Consider the following 15,446-nt stretch of genomic DNA (forward strand, 5'->3'; position numbering starts at 1 on the left):
TGGCCGGGCTGTAGCCCGGCCCGACACGGTTGGTGAATCTGAGGCTGGCACCATTGACCCCGGTGTCGGGAAACTGCCCGGCATCGAGCAGGCTGTCGCCGAACACGGTGAAGCCACTGTAGGGATTGGGGGCCGCCTGGGCGGTTGCCGCGAGCGCCGTGGCCAGGGCGATGGCCAGCGGCAGGCGTTGCCGGAGAAAAGATGTCATGCCTGCATCCTTGATTGTTGTTATCGGAGCACGCGTCAGGGCGTGTAGCCCCACGCTAGACGGTTTTTGTGACGTTGTATCTGGGTGTGAACAAAAACTTGCAAGACGTTCATGCCGTCTGGACGGCGTGCCAGACGGCTGTCGATAGTTCGACTAGGGCGGCCCGCCATGACTGTCGAGTCTGCAGCTAACCAGTGGCAGCGCTCATGGGGGCGACGACGCTGAGCACCCGTTCGAATAGCCCCCTCTCCCCCGGGAGAGGATTAGGGTGAGGGCTCTCTGGCGGCGAACCCCCAGTGGAAAAGGCTAACGCCGTTTTCCACGCTACGATTTTCTCCGGGGCAATGACGCTGAGCGCCCGCTAGAATAGCCCCCTCTCCCCGGGAGAGGGTTGGGGTGAGGGCTCTCTGGCGGCGAACCCCCAGTGGAAAAGGCTGCGCCGTTTTCCACGCTACGATTTTCTCCGGGACAATGATGCTGAGCGCCCGCTCGAATGGCCCCCTCTCCCCCGGGGAGAGGGTTGGGGTGAGGGCTCTCTGGCGGCGAACCCCCAGTGGAAAAGGCTGCGCCGTTTTCCACGCTACGATTTTCTCCGGGGCAATGACGCTGGGAGCCCGCTCGAATAGCCCTCTCTCCCTCCGGGAGAGGGCTGGGGTGAGGGCTCTCTGGCGGCGAACCCCCAGTGGAAAAGGCTGCGCCGTTTTCCACGCTACGATTTTCTCCGGGGAAATGACGCTGAGCACCCGCTCGAATAGCCCCTTCTCCCTCTGGGAGAGGGCTGGGGTGAGGGAGCGGCGAGATCCCTACCCCGCCAGCTACCTCACTGCCCCAGCTTGCCCGCCTCGCAACCGGTGCTGGCGCACTCGCGCAGGCGTTCCTTGAGCACCTCCAGGCGGTTGTCGGTCAGGGTGACGGCGCAGTCCAGATTGACGAAGTAGCCATCGGCCTCCTCGCGGGCGCACTGGCTGTCGCGCTGCTTGATCCAGGCCAGCTGGCTCTGCTTGAGCACGGCCTGCTGATCGGCCGGCAGCTGCTTGCGCAGCTCGCCATAGGTCTGGTTCAGCGACTTGTCGCTCTGGGCGAACAGGTTGCTGGCGCAATATACGGTATCGAAGGCATTGCGCGGCGTACCGCAACCGGCGGCCTCGGCCGTGGCGAAACCGAAAATACCGGTCAGGGTGAAGGTGGCGACGAGGGTGGTCTTGAGCATGGCAGCATCCTGCAAGGAGGCCGTCCGGAGTGGCGCGGCCATGAGACCAAACCTAGCAGAGCCACCGGCTCCGCGCGTCGCGCGCGCTGAAAAACAGCCAACAAAAAAGCGCCCGAAGGCGCTTTCCTGTACTACCCGGGCGGGATCAGACCTTGGAACGCTCGAAGCGCTTGCGGTCGTTCTCGTTCAGGTACTTCTTGCGCAGACGGATGGACTTCGGCGTCACTTCCACCAGCTCGTCGTCGGCGATGAATTCCAGCGCCTGCTCGAGGGTGAACTTGATCGGCGGCACCAGGGCAATGACTTCGTCCTTGCCCGAGGCGCGCATGTTGTCCAGCTTCTTGCCCTTGGTGGGGTTGAGCACCAGGTCGTTGTCACGGCTGTTGATGCCGCACAGCTGACCTTCGTAGATCTCGTCGCCCGGCGCCAGGAACAGCTTGCCGCGGCTCTGCAGGGTTTCCAGCGAGTAGGTCAGCGCGGTACCGGTGGCCATGGACACCAGCACGCCGTTCTGACGGTTGGTCACTTCGCCGGCCTTGATCGGGCCGTAGTGGCTGAAGGTCGAGGTCAGGATGCCGCTGCCCGAGGTCAGGGTCAGGAAGTTGTTACGGAAGCCGATCAGGCCACGCGCCGGGATGGTGTATTCCAGGCGGATACGGCCCTTGCCGTCGGGGATCATGTTGGTCAGATCGCCCTTGCGCAGACCCATCTGCTCCATCACCGAGCCCTGGTGCTGCTCTTCGATGTCGATGGAGACGTTCTCGTAGGGCTCCTGCTTCACGCCGTCCTTCTCGATGATCACCACTTCCGGACGGCCCACGGCCATCTCGAAGCCTTCGCGGCGCATGTTCTCGATCAGTACTGACAGGTGCAGCTCGCCACGGCCGGAGACCTTGAACTTCTCGGCCGACTCGCCCGGCTCGACGCGCAGGGCCACGTTGTGCAGCAGTTCCTTCTCCAGCCGGTCCTTGATGTTGCGGCTGGTGACGAACTTGCCTTCACGACCGGCGAACGGCGAGTCGTTGACCTGGAAGGTCATGCTCACGGTGGGCTGGTCGACGGTCAGCGGCGGACGGGCTTCGACGTTCTGCGGATCGCACAGGGTGTCGGAGATGAACAGCTCGTCCATGCCCGAGACGCAGACGATGTCGCCGGCTTCGGCTTCGGCCACTTCCACGCGCTGCAGGCCGGAGTGGCCCATGATCTTGAGGATACGACCGTTGCGCTTGCTGCCGTCATCGCTGATGGCGACAACCGGGGTGTTGGCCTTGATGCGGCCACGGGCGATGCGGCCGATGCCGATCACGCCGAGGAAGCTGTTGTAGTCCAGCTGGGAGATCTGCATCTGGAAGGGACCTTCCAGATCGACCTGGGGGGCCGGCACGTGGTCGACGATGGCCTGGAACAGGGCATCCATGTTGTCGTCCATCTTCTCGTGGTCCAGACCGGCGATGCCGTTCAGGGCGCTGGCGTAGACGATCGGGAAGTCCAGCTGCTCATCGGTGGCGCCGAGGTTGTCGAACAGGTCGAAGATCTGGTCGATGACCCAGTCCGGACGCGCGCCGGGACGGTCGATCTTGTTGACCACCACGATCGGACGCAGGCCGGCCTTGAAGGCCTTCTGGGTCACGAAGCGGGTCTGCGGCATGGGGCCGTCCTGGGCGTCGACCACCAGCAGCACGGAGTCGACCATGGACATCACGCGCTCCACCTCGCCACCGAAGTCGGCGTGGCCGGGGGTGTCGACGATGTTGATGTTGTAGTCGCCCCACTTCAGCGCGGTGTTCTTGGCCAGGATGGTGATGCCACGTTCCTTTTCCTGGTCGTTGCTGTCCATCACCCGCTCGTTTTCCGCTTCTTTGCGGTCCAGGGTGCCGGACAGGCGCAGCAGCTTGTCGACGAGGGTGGTCTTGCCATGGTCGACGTGCGCGATGATGGCGATGTTGCGGAGATTCTCGATCACAGTGGTGTTCTCGGTATAGAAATGAAGGAGCTTCAGCCAGCAGGCTGACAGCCGGAGATTGCAAAGGCGCGAAACGCGGCCGACCGGTACGTGGCCGGCGGGCTAGAAGGGGTCGGGAGGGCGGTGGCGGATACTGCCACCCAGCAGGCCCGGCTGCTTAGGCCGGACGATAAACGCGCACATTGGCGTGCCCTTCGGTGAGCAGGTGATGGGCGTGCAGCCGGCTCATCACCCCGCGGTCGCAATAGAGAAGGTACTGGCGATTCTCGTCCAGTTCCTTGAAACGGCTGTTCAGCGCGAAGAACGGCAGGGTCTGCACCTCGATGCCGGGCAGCTCCAGCGGCAGGTCTTCCTGGGCGTCGGGATGGCGAATGTCCACCACGACCTGCCCGGGCAGCGGCTGGTCCACCTCTTCCACCTGCACGTCCTTGCCCAGTTCCTCGATCACCTTGTCGACGGTGATGAAGCGCGCACGTTCCAGGGCGGCGTCGAGCACTGCCAGGTCGAACTTGCCTTCCTCGTGCTCCACCCGCAGGGCCTTGGCCTTGGTGGTGGGATTCACCGAGATGATGCCGCAGTACTCGGGCATGTGCTTGGCGAAGTCGGCGGTGCCGATGCGCTGGGCGGTGTCGATGATGTCCTGCTTGTGGCTGGCCAGCAGCGGGCGCAGCACCAGGGTATCGGTGGCCTTGTCGATCACCGCCAGGTTGGTCAGGGTCTGGCTGGAGACCTGGGAGACGGCTTCGCCGGTCACCAGCGCCTCGATCTGCAGCTGCTCGGCGATACGACTGGCCGCACGCAGCATCATGCGCTTGAGGATCACGCCCATGTGGCTGTCGTCGCACTGGGTGAGGATCTGCCCCACCACTTCCTCGAAGGGCACGCTGATGAACAGCACGCGCTGGGAGCGGCCGTACTTCTCCCAGAGATAGTGGGCCACCTCCATCACGCCCAGTTCGTGGGCGCGCCCGCCGAGATTGAAGAAGCAGAAATGGCTGACCATCCCGCGTCTCATCATCTGGTAGGCGGCCACGGTAGAGTCGAAACCACCGGACATCAGCACCAGCACCTGCTCCAGGGCGCCCAGCGGATAACCGCCCAGCCCTTCGTGGTGCTCGTCGATGATGAACAGCCGCTGGTCACGGATCTCCAGACGGACGTTCACCTCGGGATTCTTCAGGGCGATGCCGGCGCCGCCGCAGCGTTCGCGCAGGCCGCCACCGACATGGCGCTCGACGTCCATCGAGGAGAAGTCATGGCGACCGGCACGCTTGCAGCGCACCGAGAACACCTTGCCGCGCACCCGCTCGCCGAAGTGGCGTACGCACAACTCGAGAATCGCGTCGAAATCGCCCAGCGGATACTCGTGCACCTCGAGGAACTGGCCGATGCCAGGGGTGCAGGCCAGGCGCTGCTTCAGCTCCGCCAGCAGCCGCGGCTCGGCGAGCGCGGTCTCCAGGGTGATGTTGTCCCAGACCCCTTCCACGCGGACATCCGGATCCAGATCGCGCAGCACGACACGAATGTTCTTCGCCAGCTGGCGAATGAAATTCTTGCGCACTGGGCGACTCTTGATGGTGATTTCCGGAAAGACCTTGATGATGAGCTTCATGAGCGGGAAACGGGGGGCGGGTAACGCGAAAGAAAAGGGCGAATATCATACCTGAAAACCATCACGCACTCGAATTCAGCCGACAAAATCACCTCAGGCGCCATTTGAGTGCAGGGATGAATTTTAAAGCACCAATTTGGTGCGTACATACGTCGCCAATTGGCCTGAAAACGGCACGACTGGCGTCAGGAAGGGCTTCCAGCCCATTTGAGGGCACTGGCATACAACTTGCTCTCTTGTGAGGCAGCCGCCCCTGAGCCAGCATAGGGCGCTTTTCGTGGAACGCCGGTCGCTGACCAGGCAGTACGGAAGCGCCCCTCAAGGGCACAGCTGATACCGGGAGTACCGCCAACCGCTCCCGGCCGAAATTCCTCTGGAGGAAACCATGTCGAAGGCTGTTCAACTGATCAAAGAAAACGACGTGAAGTGGGTAGACCTGCGCTTCACCGACACCAAAGGCAAGCAGCAACACGTCACCATGCCGGCGCGTGACGCGCTGGACGAAGACTTCTTCGCCCACGGCAAGATGTTCGACGGCTCCTCCATCGCCGGCTGGAAAGGCATCGAAGCCTCCGACATGATCCTGCTGCCCGACGACAGCACCGCCGTTCTGGACCCGTTCACCGAAGAGCCGACCCTGATCCTGGTCTGCGACATCATCGAACCCTCCACCATGCAGCCCTATGAGCGCGACCCCCGCGGTATCGCCCGTGCTGCCGAGGAATACCTGAAGTCCACCGGCATCGGCGACACCGTGTTCGTCGGCCCGGAGCCCGAGTTCTTCATCTTCGACGAAGTGAAGTTCAAGTCGGACATCTCCGGCTCCATGTTCAAGATCTTCTCCGAGCAGGCTTCCTGGAATACCGATGCCGACTTCGAGTCCGGCAACAAGGGCCACCGTCCGGGCGTCAAGGGCGGCTACTTCCCGGTACCGCCGGTCGATCACGACCACGAAATCCGTACCGCCATGTGCAACGCCCTGGAAGAGATGGGCCTGGTCGTGGAAGTCCACCACCACGAAGTGGCGACCGCTGGCCAGAACGAGATCGGTGTGCAGTTCAACACCCTGGTCAAGAAGGCCGACGAGACCCAGACCCTGAAGTACGTCGTGCACAACGTGGCCGATGCCTACGGCAAGACCGCCACCTTCATGCCCAAGCCCCTGTACGGCGACAACGGCTCCGGCATGCACGTGCACATGTCCATCTCCAAGGATGGCAAGAACACCTTCGCCGGCGAAGGCTATGCCGGCCTGTCCGATACCGCCCTGTACTTCATCGGCGGCATCATCAAGCACGGCAAGGCGCTGAACGGCTTCACCAACCCGTCCACCAACAGCTACAAGCGTCTGGTGCCCGGCTTCGAAGCCCCGGTCATGCTGGCCTACTCGGCCCGTAACCGCTCCGCCTCCATCCGTATCCCCTATGTGTCGAGCCCGAAAGCCCGTCGCATCGAAGCCCGCTTCCCGGATCCGGCTGCCAACCCCTACCTGTGCTTCGCCGCCCTGCTGATGGCCGGCCTGGACGGTATCCAGAACAAGATCCACCCCGGCGATGCCGCCGACAAGAACCTGTACGATCTGCCGCCGGAAGAAGGCAAGAAGATCCCGCAGGTCTGCGGCAGCCTGAAGGAAGCCCTGGAAGCCCTGGACGCCGGTCGCGCGTTCCTGACCAAGGGCGGCGTCTTCACCGACGAGTTCATCGATGCCTACATCGAGCTGAAGTCCGAGGAAGAGATCAAGGTGCGTACCTTCGTGCACCCGCTGGAATACGACCTGTACTACAGCGTCTGATCCCGCTGCGGTAACTGAAAGAGGCCTCCTTCGGGAGGCCTTTTCTTTTGCCCTGGGAAAACCGCCGCGACCGACGCCAGCGCGGAGCGGCCGAGCTGCCTACCTGCCCACACGACGCGCCTGCTACCCTTGATCTCCATCGCCCGGCCGAGATTCCGCCATGCCTCGCCTGCTTGCCTGCTGTCTGCTCTGCCTCGCCTGCTCCGCCCAGGCCGCGATCTACAAGTCGGTGGATGCCGAAGGCAACACGGTATTCAGCGACCAGCCCTCGGCCAATGCCAAGCCGGTGCAGGTGGCGCCGACCAACACCGTGGACAATCCACGACCGGCGCCGCCCATCCCCAGTGCGCCTGCGGCGGCGACCCCTGCGGGCCCGGCCTTCAGCCGTCTGGAAGTCAATGTGCCCGACGATGAGGCCATCCGCGCCAACAACGGCACCTTCTCGGTGGGGGTAGCCGTGGAACCGGCCCTGGGCCCGGGGCAGTCGCTGCAATTGCTGGTGGACGGCGCGCCCTATGGCAGCCCCGGTCAGAGCACCCGCTTCGGCGTGGCCAATCTGGAGCGCGGTGAGCACCGCTTCGCGGCCCAGGTGCTCTCCGGCAACGGTGAAGTGATCCAGACCAGTGCCGAGAAGACCGTGACCGTGCAGCGCATCAGCGTCAACAGCCCGGCCCGCTGATGCGTCCGCTCCTGATCCTGCTGCTGCTCTGCCTGCTGCCGCCTGTCCAGGCGGCGGTCTACAGCTATGTCGACAAGGAAGGCAATCGGGTCTACACCGACCAGCCACCCAAGGGCGTCAAGGCGACCCAGGTGCCGCTCACGGTGCCCAACAACCTCAACCAGCAGGGCCAGCCGACCCGCAAGCTGAGTCCGACACCCGCCGCCCCGGTAGCCAGTCCCTCCAAGACAGCGCCCTTCCGCTACCAGATGCTGCGCATCCTGGTACCCGAGCCCGATGCCACGGTGATCGATCAGGAAGGGCAGCTCATCGTCAGCCTGGTCAGCGAGCCGGCGTTGCAGCCGGGGCACAGCTACCGGCTGCTGCTGGACGACAAGGAAGCCGGTGCCGGGCGCAGTCCGGTGTTTCCGCTGGGCAACCTGGATCGCGGCAGCCACAGCCTGGTGGCGGAGATCCTCGCTGCCGATGGCAATGTGCTGGAGCGGACACCGGCGCAGCCCTTCCACCTGCGCCGCCCCTCCCTGGAGCAGAAGCGCCTGGCCCATCCCTGCGGCGACAAGGATTGGGGCAAGCGCCCGGAGTGCCCACTGGACCTGAAACCGCCCGAACCCAGGAAATCCTGGCTACCCTTCCTCTAGCGCACCTATTTGGTGCGCTTTTTCATTGTGCACCATCTTGATACAAATACGGATTCGCTCCGCCCGTCGCGCGGCGGCTGTTAGTGCACGTTTCAGCCATCTGCCCTAACTCGGGGCGTCTTGGTTTGCTTCTTGCATTTTCCTATCGTCCCTATAGCGCTGTGGCCCCTCATGCCTACCGACGTCATCCACCGACTCCTGCTCGACAACCTCACCACCGCGGTCATCCTGCTCGATGCGGAGTTGCGCCTGGAGTACATGAACCCGGCGGCCGAGATGCTGCTGGCCATCAGTGGCCAGCGCAGCCATGGCCAGTTCATCAGCGAGCTGTTCACCGAATCGCCCGAGGCCCTGCAGGCACTGCGTCAGGCGGTGGACCACGCCCACCCCTTCACCAAGCGCGAGGCGCTGCTGATCTCCACCTCGGGCAACAGCCTCACGGTGGACTATGCGGTGACCCCGATCCTGGATCGCCACAACACCCTGCTGCTGCTGGAAGTCCATCCGCGCGACCGCCTGCTGCGCATCACCAAGGAAGAGGCGCAGATCTCCAAGCAGGAGACCACCAAGCTGCTGGTGCGCGGCCTGGCCCACGAGATCAAGAATCCCCTCGGCGGCATCCGCGGCGCGGCCCAGCTGCTGGCGCGCGAGCTGCCGGAAGAGGCGCTCAAGGACTACACCAACGTCATCATCGAGGAAGCCGACCGACTGCGGAATCTGGTCGATCGCATGCTCGGCTCCAACAAGCTGCCGAAGCTCGCCATCACCAACGTCCACGAGGTGCTCGAACGGGTCTGCAGCCTGGTGGAAGCGGAAAGCCAGGGCCTGATCAACCTGGTGCGCGACTACGATCCGAGCATTCCCGACCTGCTGATCGACCGCGAGCAGATGATCCAGGCGGTGCTCAACATCGTGCGCAACGCCATGCAGGCCATCTCCCAGCAGAACGAACTGCGCCTGGGCCGGGTGACCCTGAGAACCCGCACCCTGCGCCAGTTCACCATCGGCCACCACCGCCATCGCCTGGTGTGCAAGGTGGAGATCACCGACAACGGTCCGGGCATCCCCCAGGACCTGCAGGAAACCATCTTCTATCCCATGGTCAGCGGGCGCCCCGACGGCACCGGCCTCGGGCTCGCCATCACCCAGAACATCATCACCCAGCACCAGGGGCTGATCGAGTGTGAAAGCCATCCTGGCCACACCGCCTTCAGCATCTTCCTGCCGCTGGAATAACGAGGAGTACGCATGAGCCGTCAGGAGACCGTCTGGATCGTCGACGACGACCGTTCCATCCGCTGGGTCCTGGAAAAAGCCCTGCAACAGGAGGGCATGACCACCGTTGCCTTCGACAGCGCCGACAGCGTCATGACCCGTCTCGGCCGCCAGCAGCCGGACGTGGTGATCTCGGACATCCGCATGCCGGGGACCAGTGGCCTGGACCTGCTGTCGCGCATCCGCGAGATGCACCCGCGCCTGCCGGTCATCATCATGACCGCCCATTCCGACCTGGACAGCGCCGTGGCCTCCTACCAGGGCGGCGCCTTCGAATACCTGCCCAAGCCCTTCGACGTCGACGAGGCCGTTGCCCTGGTCAAGCGCGCCGGGCAGCACGCCCAGGAGCAGCAGGGCTTCGCCGAACCGGCGCACCTGACCCGCACCCCCGAGATCATCGGCGAGGCCCCGGCGATGCAGGAGGTGTTCCGCGCCATCGGCCGCCTCTCGCACTCCAACATCACGGTGCTGATCAACGGCGAATCCGGCACCGGCAAGGAGCTGGTCGCCCACGCCCTGCACCGCCACAGTCCGCGCGCCGCGGCACCCTTCATCGCCCTGAACATGGCCGCCATCCCCAAGGACCTGATGGAGTCCGAGCTGTTCGGCCACGAGAAAGGCGCCTTCACCGGCGCCGCCGCCCAGCGTCGCGGTCGCTTCGAGCAGGCCGATGGCGGCACCCTGTTCCTCGACGAGATCGGCGACATGCCGGCCGATACCCAGACCCGGCTGCTGCGGGTGCTGGCCGATGGCGAATTCTATCGCGTCGGCGGCCACACTCCGGTCAAGGTGGACGTGCGCATCATCGCCGCCACCCACCAGAATCTCGAAGGCCTGGTGCGCGAGGGCAAGTTCCGCGAAGACCTGTTCCATCGTCTCAATGTCATCCGCATCCATATCCCGCGCCTGGCCGACCGCCGCGAGGACATCCCCGCCCTCGCCCGCCACTTCCTCGCCCGCGCCGCCCAGGAACTGGCCGTGGAGCCCAAGACCCTGCGCAGCGAGACCGAGGAGTACATGAAGGGGCTGCCCTGGCAGGGCAACGTGCGCCAGCTGGAGAACACCTGCCGCTGGATCACGGTGATGGCCTCCAGCCGCGAGGTGCTGATCGACGATCTGCCGCCGGAGCTGCTCAACCAGCCCCAGGACGCCGCCCCCGCCGCCAACTGGGAACAGGCGCTGCGCCAGTGGGCCGATCAGGCCCTCACCCGCGGCCAGTCCAGCCTGCTGGACAACGCCGTGCCGGCCTTCGAGCGCATCATGATCGAGACCGCCCTCAAGCACACCGCCGGCCGCCGCCGCGATGCCGCCGTCCTGCTGGGCTGGGGCCGCAACACCCTGACCCGCAAGATCAAGGAGCTGGGTATGAAGGTGGACGGGCCGGATGAGGAGGGGGAAGACTGAGGCTCTCTACCGTACCGTAGGTTGGGCTGAGCGATAGCGAAGCCCAACATTGCCAGGCTTGAACTTCATATCGGTGCCTTAGCTGCTTATCGTGTTTTGCTGGTAGCTCTTTTTTCGCCCACTCGGGCGACTCACTTTTTTCAGTCGCGGCTGCGCGCCCCGGACTACGCGTCCCGGACAAAAGTAAGCAAAAACGCTTGCCCCGACCATCCGGCCCTCCGCTGCGCTCCGGGTGACTCGCGTTGCTCGCCCTTCGGGCCAGCCTACGGCTGTTACTTCGCTGCGCTACGTTTCGCTCACGCCAGCGCCGTTCCGGGGTCGGCCTCCTGAACGGGGCGACTCGCCAGACTGAAAGTGTTGGTTGAAGAAACGGAAGCGACTCATAGCGTGGACAAGGGCGAAGCCTTGTCCACTGATGGTGTCGGTGCCCAACAGTGGAAAACGCTGCGCGGTTTTCCACGCTACGCCCCCCCTTGAACTCCGAACTCTCAGGCTGGCGCCCCGTCCCCGTCTGTGAGGCCGAGTGCAGGTGTCGCGTAGGGGGATGCGAGGCAGGACGCCAAGCAAGGCGCGAGGGCAGGAGGCCCCTTCGTGCCGTGCCCCCCGGAGCGGCGCCGGAGTGAGGGGACCCGGAGCGCAGCGGAGGGCCGAAACGTGGGGACAGCGTTTTTGGTTACTTTTGTCCGGGGCGCGCAGCCGCGACTGGCAAAAGTGACTCGCCCGAGGGGGGCGAAAATAAAACGATCAGCAAACTGCGATAATCAGCTGAGGCAGCCTTAAGCCCGAACCCGAGACGTTTGGGCTTCGCTAACGCTCAACCCAGGTAACAAAGCCCTCCAGAACACCCAAACCAAAACTTGGCACAGCTCCTGCAACATCCGAGGTAACTACCCTTTTGGGGACCTCGGTACAGGCAGGCTGGGGAATCCCCTCTTTTCTTCCCGAGGCCATCACTCACTGTGATGGCCTCTTTTTTTCGTCCTTGAAAAGCTGCAAACCCCGGGCTAGAGCGCTTCCAGCCCAACGACCAAGCCGATGGGATTGGCAAGGGCAGAGCAAGCGCTAGGGCAACCCGGCGCCACATCCCGTTCCGCTCTGGTGCAAACCAGCGGCCTTTTGCCTGATAACGGGGCATTTCAGGGGGTCAGTGGGACCTCGACGTGGAGCACCCAGTCCTCGCCTTCCTCGACGATACGATCACTGGCCTGCAGGGCGCCGCCGACGCCTACCAGCAAAATCCTCAGGTCCTGTCCGTCCTGGCGTACCGTCCAGGAAAAGCTGCCGCCCGGCCGCGCCACTCGCCCCTGGCGTTCGCCACCGTCCCAGCGGGCGCGGGGCAGACGCAGGCTGAGGGCGCCGTCGGGGCGATAGCGTTCGTAGAACAGCGAGCGATCGGCGGTGATCAGCAATTCGAAGCGGCCGGCTTCCTGGCGACTGTCCACCCCCAGGATGACCGGGCGGCGGGCCTCGGATGACCAGGGATCGGGATGGGTACGCTGGTACACCAGCTGGCCGATGATCATGCCGAACAGCCCGGCGCCCAGAGCCGCCGAGGCCAGCCAGAGGGTCAGGCGCTGGCGCTGGCCCCGCCATTCGGCCTTGAGCAGGTCGGGATCCTCCACCCGCGCCAGTTCGTCCCGCCGGGCGCGCCGCTCGCGCAGCAGCCAGTCGACCAGCCGGCGCCAGCCTCTCATCGCCCTATCCCGCTCGCGACGCCGCGCCAGCGGCGCAGTACCATAGCGGCTTTGCCAGGCGCCCTGCCCTTCATGTTCGACATCATCCTCTACCAACCGGAAATTCCGCCCAATACCGGCAACGTCATTCGCCTATGCGCCATCACCGGCTGCCGCCTGCACCTGATCGAGCCGCTGGGCTTCGCGCTGGATGACAAGAAATTGCGTCGCGCCGGCCTGGACTACCACGAGTGGTCCAGCGTGCGGACCCATGCCAGCCTCGCGGCCTGTATAGCAGATTTGCAGCCGCCCCGACTGCTGGCCTTCACCACCAAGGCCAGCCATCCCTTCACCGAGATCGCCTATGCGCCGGGCGATGCGCTGCTGTTCGGCCCGGAAAGTCGCGGTCTGCCGGCCGAGGTGCTGGAGTCCCTGCCGGCCGAACAGCGGCTGCGCCTGCCCATGCTGCCCAATCGCCGCAGCCTCAATCTGTCCAACACCGTGGCCGTGGCCGTCTACGAAGGCTGGCGCCAGCTGGGCTTCGCCGCACCGCCGGGCTGACCGCCAGAACCTTCCCGCCAGACGCGCCGTCCCATGACCTACAGGCATATCGCCAGACCGTCACACGAGGCGCACCATGAGCAAGATCGGCAAACCCAAGGTAGAACGCTACGACGCGCCTTCCGGTGGCTGGGGCTCGGCGCGCTCGGTGACCGAAATCGTCCTGCGTGAACGGGTGCCGCTCAAGTCCGGCGCCCTGCTGGCCAGGCAGAACAAGCATGGCGGCTTCGCCTGCGTGAGTTGCGCCTGGGCCAAGCCGGGCAAGCCTCACCCGCTGGAGTTCTGCGAGAACGGCGCCAAGGCTACTGCCTGGGAGGTCACCAGCAAGAGGTGCGGACCGGAATTCTTCGCCGGCCATTCCCTCACCGAATTGCGCGGCTGGCGCGACTACGACCTGGAAGAGGTCGGACGCCTGACCCACCCCCTGCGCTACGACGCCGCCAGCGACCGTTATCGTCCGGTGAGCTGGGCTGAAGCCTTCGCTGACATCGGCGCCGAACTCAAGGCGCTGGATCCGGACTCGGTGATCTTCTACGCCTCGGGTCGCGCCGCGCTGGAGACCTCCTACCTCTATCAGCTCTATGCCCGCCTGTACGGCACCAACAATCTGCCGGACAGTTCCAACATGTGCCACGAGAGCACCTCGGTGGCCCTGCCCAAGAGCATCGGCGTAACCGTGGGCACCGTGACCCTGGACGACTTCGATCAGACCGACTGCCTGCTGTTCTTTGGTCAGAATCCGGGCAGCAACAGCCCGCGGATGCTGCATGACCTGCAGGAAGCACGCAAACGCGGCGCGCCCATCATCACCTTCAACCCCCTGCGCGAACGTGGCCTGGAAACCTTCGTCAATCCACAGTCGCCGGTGGAGATGCTGACCGACCACCCCACCCAGATCAGCACCCAGTACCATCAGCTCAAGCCGGGTGGCGACCTCGCGGCCCTTACCGGCATGTGCAAGGCGCTGCTGACCGCCGATGACCAGGCCCGCGAACAAGGCCAGCCCGCGGTGCTCGACCATGCCTTCATCGCCGAGCACTGCCATGGCTTCGCCGACTTCTGTGAATGGCTGCTACGCCAGGAGTGGCCGCAGCTTGAGCGCCAGTCGGGTCTTACCCGCAGCGCGCTGGAAGCGGCCGCCGCCGTCTATGCCCGCTGTCAGAAGGTCATCGGCGTCTATGGCATGGGGCTGACCCAGCATCGCTACGGGGTGGAAACCATCCAGATGCTGGCCAACCTGCTGCTGCTGCGCGGTAACCTCGGCAAGCCTGGTGCCGGTATCTGCCCGGTTCGCGGCCATTCCAATGTCCAGGGTCAGCGCACCGTGGGCATCACCGAGAAACCGGAGCTGGCGCCGCTGAAGCAGCTGGGCGAGCGTTTCGGTTTCACCCCGCCCCAGGACAAGGGCCGCAATACCGTCGAGGTCTGCGAAGGCATCCTCGACGGCTCGGTGAAGGCCTTCATCGGCCTGGGCGGCAACTTCCTGCGCGCCATTCCCGAGACCAGCCTGATGGAGCCGGCCTGGCGCACCCTGCGCCTGTCGGTACAGATCGCCACCAAGCTCAATCGCAATCATCTGGTGCCGGCAGACAAAGCCTATCTGCTGCCCTGCCTGGGGCGGACCGAGATCGATCGCCAGAACGAGGTGGAACAGGCCCATAGCACCGAGGACAGCACTGGCTGCATCCACGGCTGGCGCGGCGCGGCCGAGCCGCCCGAGGGTGAGTTGCTGTCCGAGCCAGCCATCGTCGCCGGGCTGGCCAAGGCCACCCTGCCGGACAACCCCAGGGTCACCTGGGATGCCTGGGTCGCCGAATATGCGCTGATCCGCGACGAGATCGCGCTGTCCTTCCCGGAGATCTTCCACGACTTCAATGCGCGAATGTGGGAGGTAGGTGGCTTCCATCGTCCGCTGCCCGCAGCCAGGCGCGAATGGAAGACCGAAACCGGCAAGGCCAATCTCATCGTGCCACGCAGCCTGGAAGAGGATCCGGACATGCCCGCAAAGGGGCGTGACGTCCTGACCCTGATGACGCTGCGCAGCAATGACCAGTTCAACACCACCATCTACGGCTATCACGATCGTTTCCGCGGCGTGAAGGGCACCCGGGCGGTGCTCTTCATGAATCGTAACGACATCGAACGCCTGGGCCTGGCCGAGGGTGACAAGGTGCAGGTGTCGACGGTGGCCGACGATGGCGTGCGCCGCGAAGTGGGACCGCTACGGGTCACGCCCTACAACATCCCGGAAGGCGCCTGTGGCGGCTACTACCCGGAATGCAATGCCCTGATCCCGCTCTGGCACCATGCCGAAGGCAGCAAGGTGCCGGCGGCCAAGGCCATCCCGGTCCGTCTGAACAAGCTGATCGCGGCGAACGACGGCGGCTTTCCGGTAGAGCCGGAGGGGTATGGGGCGCAGTATTAGGTCCTG

At 64.7% G+C, this 15,446-nt stretch carries 11 protein-coding genes and 1 pseudogene; 7 read left to right on the plus strand and 5 right to left on the minus strand.

Annotation, left to right across the window (positions count from 1 at the left end):
* The 4 genes and pseudogenes from QMX82_RS15470 to thiI form a co-directional block, all read right to left on the minus strand.
* Positions 1–208, minus strand: a pseudogene (locus QMX82_RS15470) (autotransporter domain-containing esterase); the annotation flags it as partial.
* Between the two features lie 820 nt (positions 209–1,028).
* Complete coding sequence (locus QMX82_RS15475; protein WP_282285126.1) at positions 1,029–1,418, minus strand: lysozyme inhibitor LprI family protein; 390 nt, start codon at positions 1,416–1,418, stop codon at positions 1,029–1,031.
* 145 nt (positions 1,419–1,563) lie between these two features.
* Entirely contained in the window at positions 1,564–3,381 is a 1,818-nt protein-coding gene (typA, locus tag QMX82_RS15480) for a translational GTPase TypA (protein ID WP_133860504.1), read from the minus strand.
* Between the two features lie 157 nt (positions 3,382–3,538).
* Entirely contained in the window at positions 3,539–4,993 is a 1,455-nt protein-coding gene (gene thiI / locus QMX82_RS15485; RefSeq protein WP_208693120.1) for a tRNA uracil 4-sulfurtransferase ThiI, read from the minus strand.
* 385 nt (positions 4,994–5,378) lie between these two features.
* Here thiI and glnA point away from each other — a divergent pair, with 385 nt between their 5' ends.
* The 5 genes from glnA to ntrC all read left to right on the plus strand — a co-directional run bounded on the left by glnA (position 5,379) and on the right by ntrC (position 10,781).
* The gene (gene glnA, locus QMX82_RS15490) at positions 5,379–6,785 is read left to right on the plus strand and encodes a glutamate--ammonia ligase (protein WP_017639449.1); all 1,407 of its coding nucleotides are present in this window, start codon (positions 5,379–5,381) and stop codon (positions 6,783–6,785) included.
* A gap of 160 nt (positions 6,786–6,945) precedes the next feature.
* Positions 6,946–7,464, plus strand: coding sequence for a DUF4124 domain-containing protein (locus tag QMX82_RS15495; protein ID WP_158890157.1), 519 nt, complete (start codon positions 6,946–6,948; stop codon positions 7,462–7,464).
* Complete coding sequence (locus tag QMX82_RS15500; RefSeq protein ID WP_208693122.1) at positions 7,464–8,102, plus strand: DUF4124 domain-containing protein; 639 nt, start codon at positions 7,464–7,466, stop codon at positions 8,100–8,102. Before QMX82_RS15495 ends, QMX82_RS15500 begins: the two co-directional genes overlap by 1 nt.
* 171 nt (positions 8,103–8,273) lie before the next feature.
* A complete protein-coding gene (glnL, locus tag QMX82_RS15505) occupies positions 8,274–9,338 on the plus strand; it encodes a nitrogen regulation protein NR(II) (RefSeq protein ID WP_133860500.1) in 1,065 nt (354 codons plus the stop codon).
* 12 nt (positions 9,339–9,350) lie between these two features.
* Positions 9,351–10,781: a nitrogen regulation protein NR(I) gene (gene ntrC / locus QMX82_RS15510; RefSeq protein WP_017639445.1), complete on the plus strand. Its 1,431-nt coding sequence runs from the start codon at positions 9,351–9,353 to the stop codon at positions 10,779–10,781.
* A gap of 1,136 nt (positions 10,782–11,917) precedes the next feature.
* Here the strand turns inward: ntrC and QMX82_RS15515 are convergent.
* Positions 11,918–12,475, minus strand: coding sequence for a hypothetical protein (locus tag QMX82_RS15515; protein WP_208693124.1), 558 nt, complete (start codon positions 12,473–12,475; stop codon positions 11,918–11,920).
* Between the two features lie 72 nt (positions 12,476–12,547).
* On the opposite strand from QMX82_RS15515, the gene QMX82_RS15520 reads away from it, so the two are divergent.
* Together QMX82_RS15520 and QMX82_RS15525 are read left to right on the plus strand one after the other, a co-directional pair.
* Entirely contained in the window at positions 12,548–13,015 is a 468-nt protein-coding gene (locus QMX82_RS15520; protein WP_208693125.1) for a tRNA (cytidine(34)-2'-O)-methyltransferase, read from the plus strand.
* Between the two features lie 76 nt (positions 13,016–13,091).
* On the plus strand, positions 13,092–15,440 hold the full coding sequence (locus QMX82_RS15525; RefSeq protein ID WP_282285140.1) for an FdhF/YdeP family oxidoreductase: 2,349 nt from the start codon (positions 13,092–13,094) through the stop codon (positions 15,438–15,440).
* Positions 15,441–15,446: the final 6 nt, after the last annotated feature.

Source organism: Pseudomonas sp. PS02302 (genome assembly GCF_029959585.1).
In the GTDB taxonomy this organism is placed as follows: domain Bacteria; phylum Pseudomonadota; class Gammaproteobacteria; order Pseudomonadales; family Pseudomonadaceae; genus Chryseomonas; species Chryseomonas aestiva.

Bases quoted from the DNA above. Each gene is read 5' to 3' on its own strand.
- QMX82_RS15475 (WP_282285126.1), bottom strand. From the start codon at position 1,418: ATGCTCAAGACCACCCTCGTCGCCACCTTCACCCTGACCGGTATTTTC.
- thiI (WP_208693120.1), bottom strand. From the start codon at position 4,993: ATGAAGCTCATCATCAAGGTCTTTCCGGAAATCACCATCAAGAGTCGC.
- glnA (WP_017639449.1), top strand. From the start codon at position 5,379: ATGTCGAAGGCTGTTCAACTGATCAAAGAAAACGACGTGAAGTGGGTA.
- QMX82_RS15495 (WP_158890157.1), top strand. From the start codon at position 6,946: ATGCCTCGCCTGCTTGCCTGCTGTCTGCTCTGCCTCGCCTGCTCCGCC.
- QMX82_RS15500 (WP_208693122.1), top strand. From the start codon at position 7,464: ATGCGTCCGCTCCTGATCCTGCTGCTGCTCTGCCTGCTGCCGCCTGTC.
- glnL (WP_133860500.1), top strand. From the start codon at position 8,274: ATGCCTACCGACGTCATCCACCGACTCCTGCTCGACAACCTCACCACC.
- ntrC (WP_017639445.1), top strand. From the start codon at position 9,351: ATGAGCCGTCAGGAGACCGTCTGGATCGTCGACGACGACCGTTCCATC.
- QMX82_RS15515 (WP_208693124.1), bottom strand. From the start codon at position 12,475: ATGAGAGGCTGGCGCCGGCTGGTCGACTGGCTGCTGCGCGAGCGGCGC.
- QMX82_RS15520 (WP_208693125.1), top strand. From the start codon at position 12,548: ATGTTCGACATCATCCTCTACCAACCGGAAATTCCGCCCAATACCGGC.
- QMX82_RS15525 (WP_282285140.1), top strand. From the start codon at position 13,092: ATGAGCAAGATCGGCAAACCCAAGGTAGAACGCTACGACGCGCCTTCC.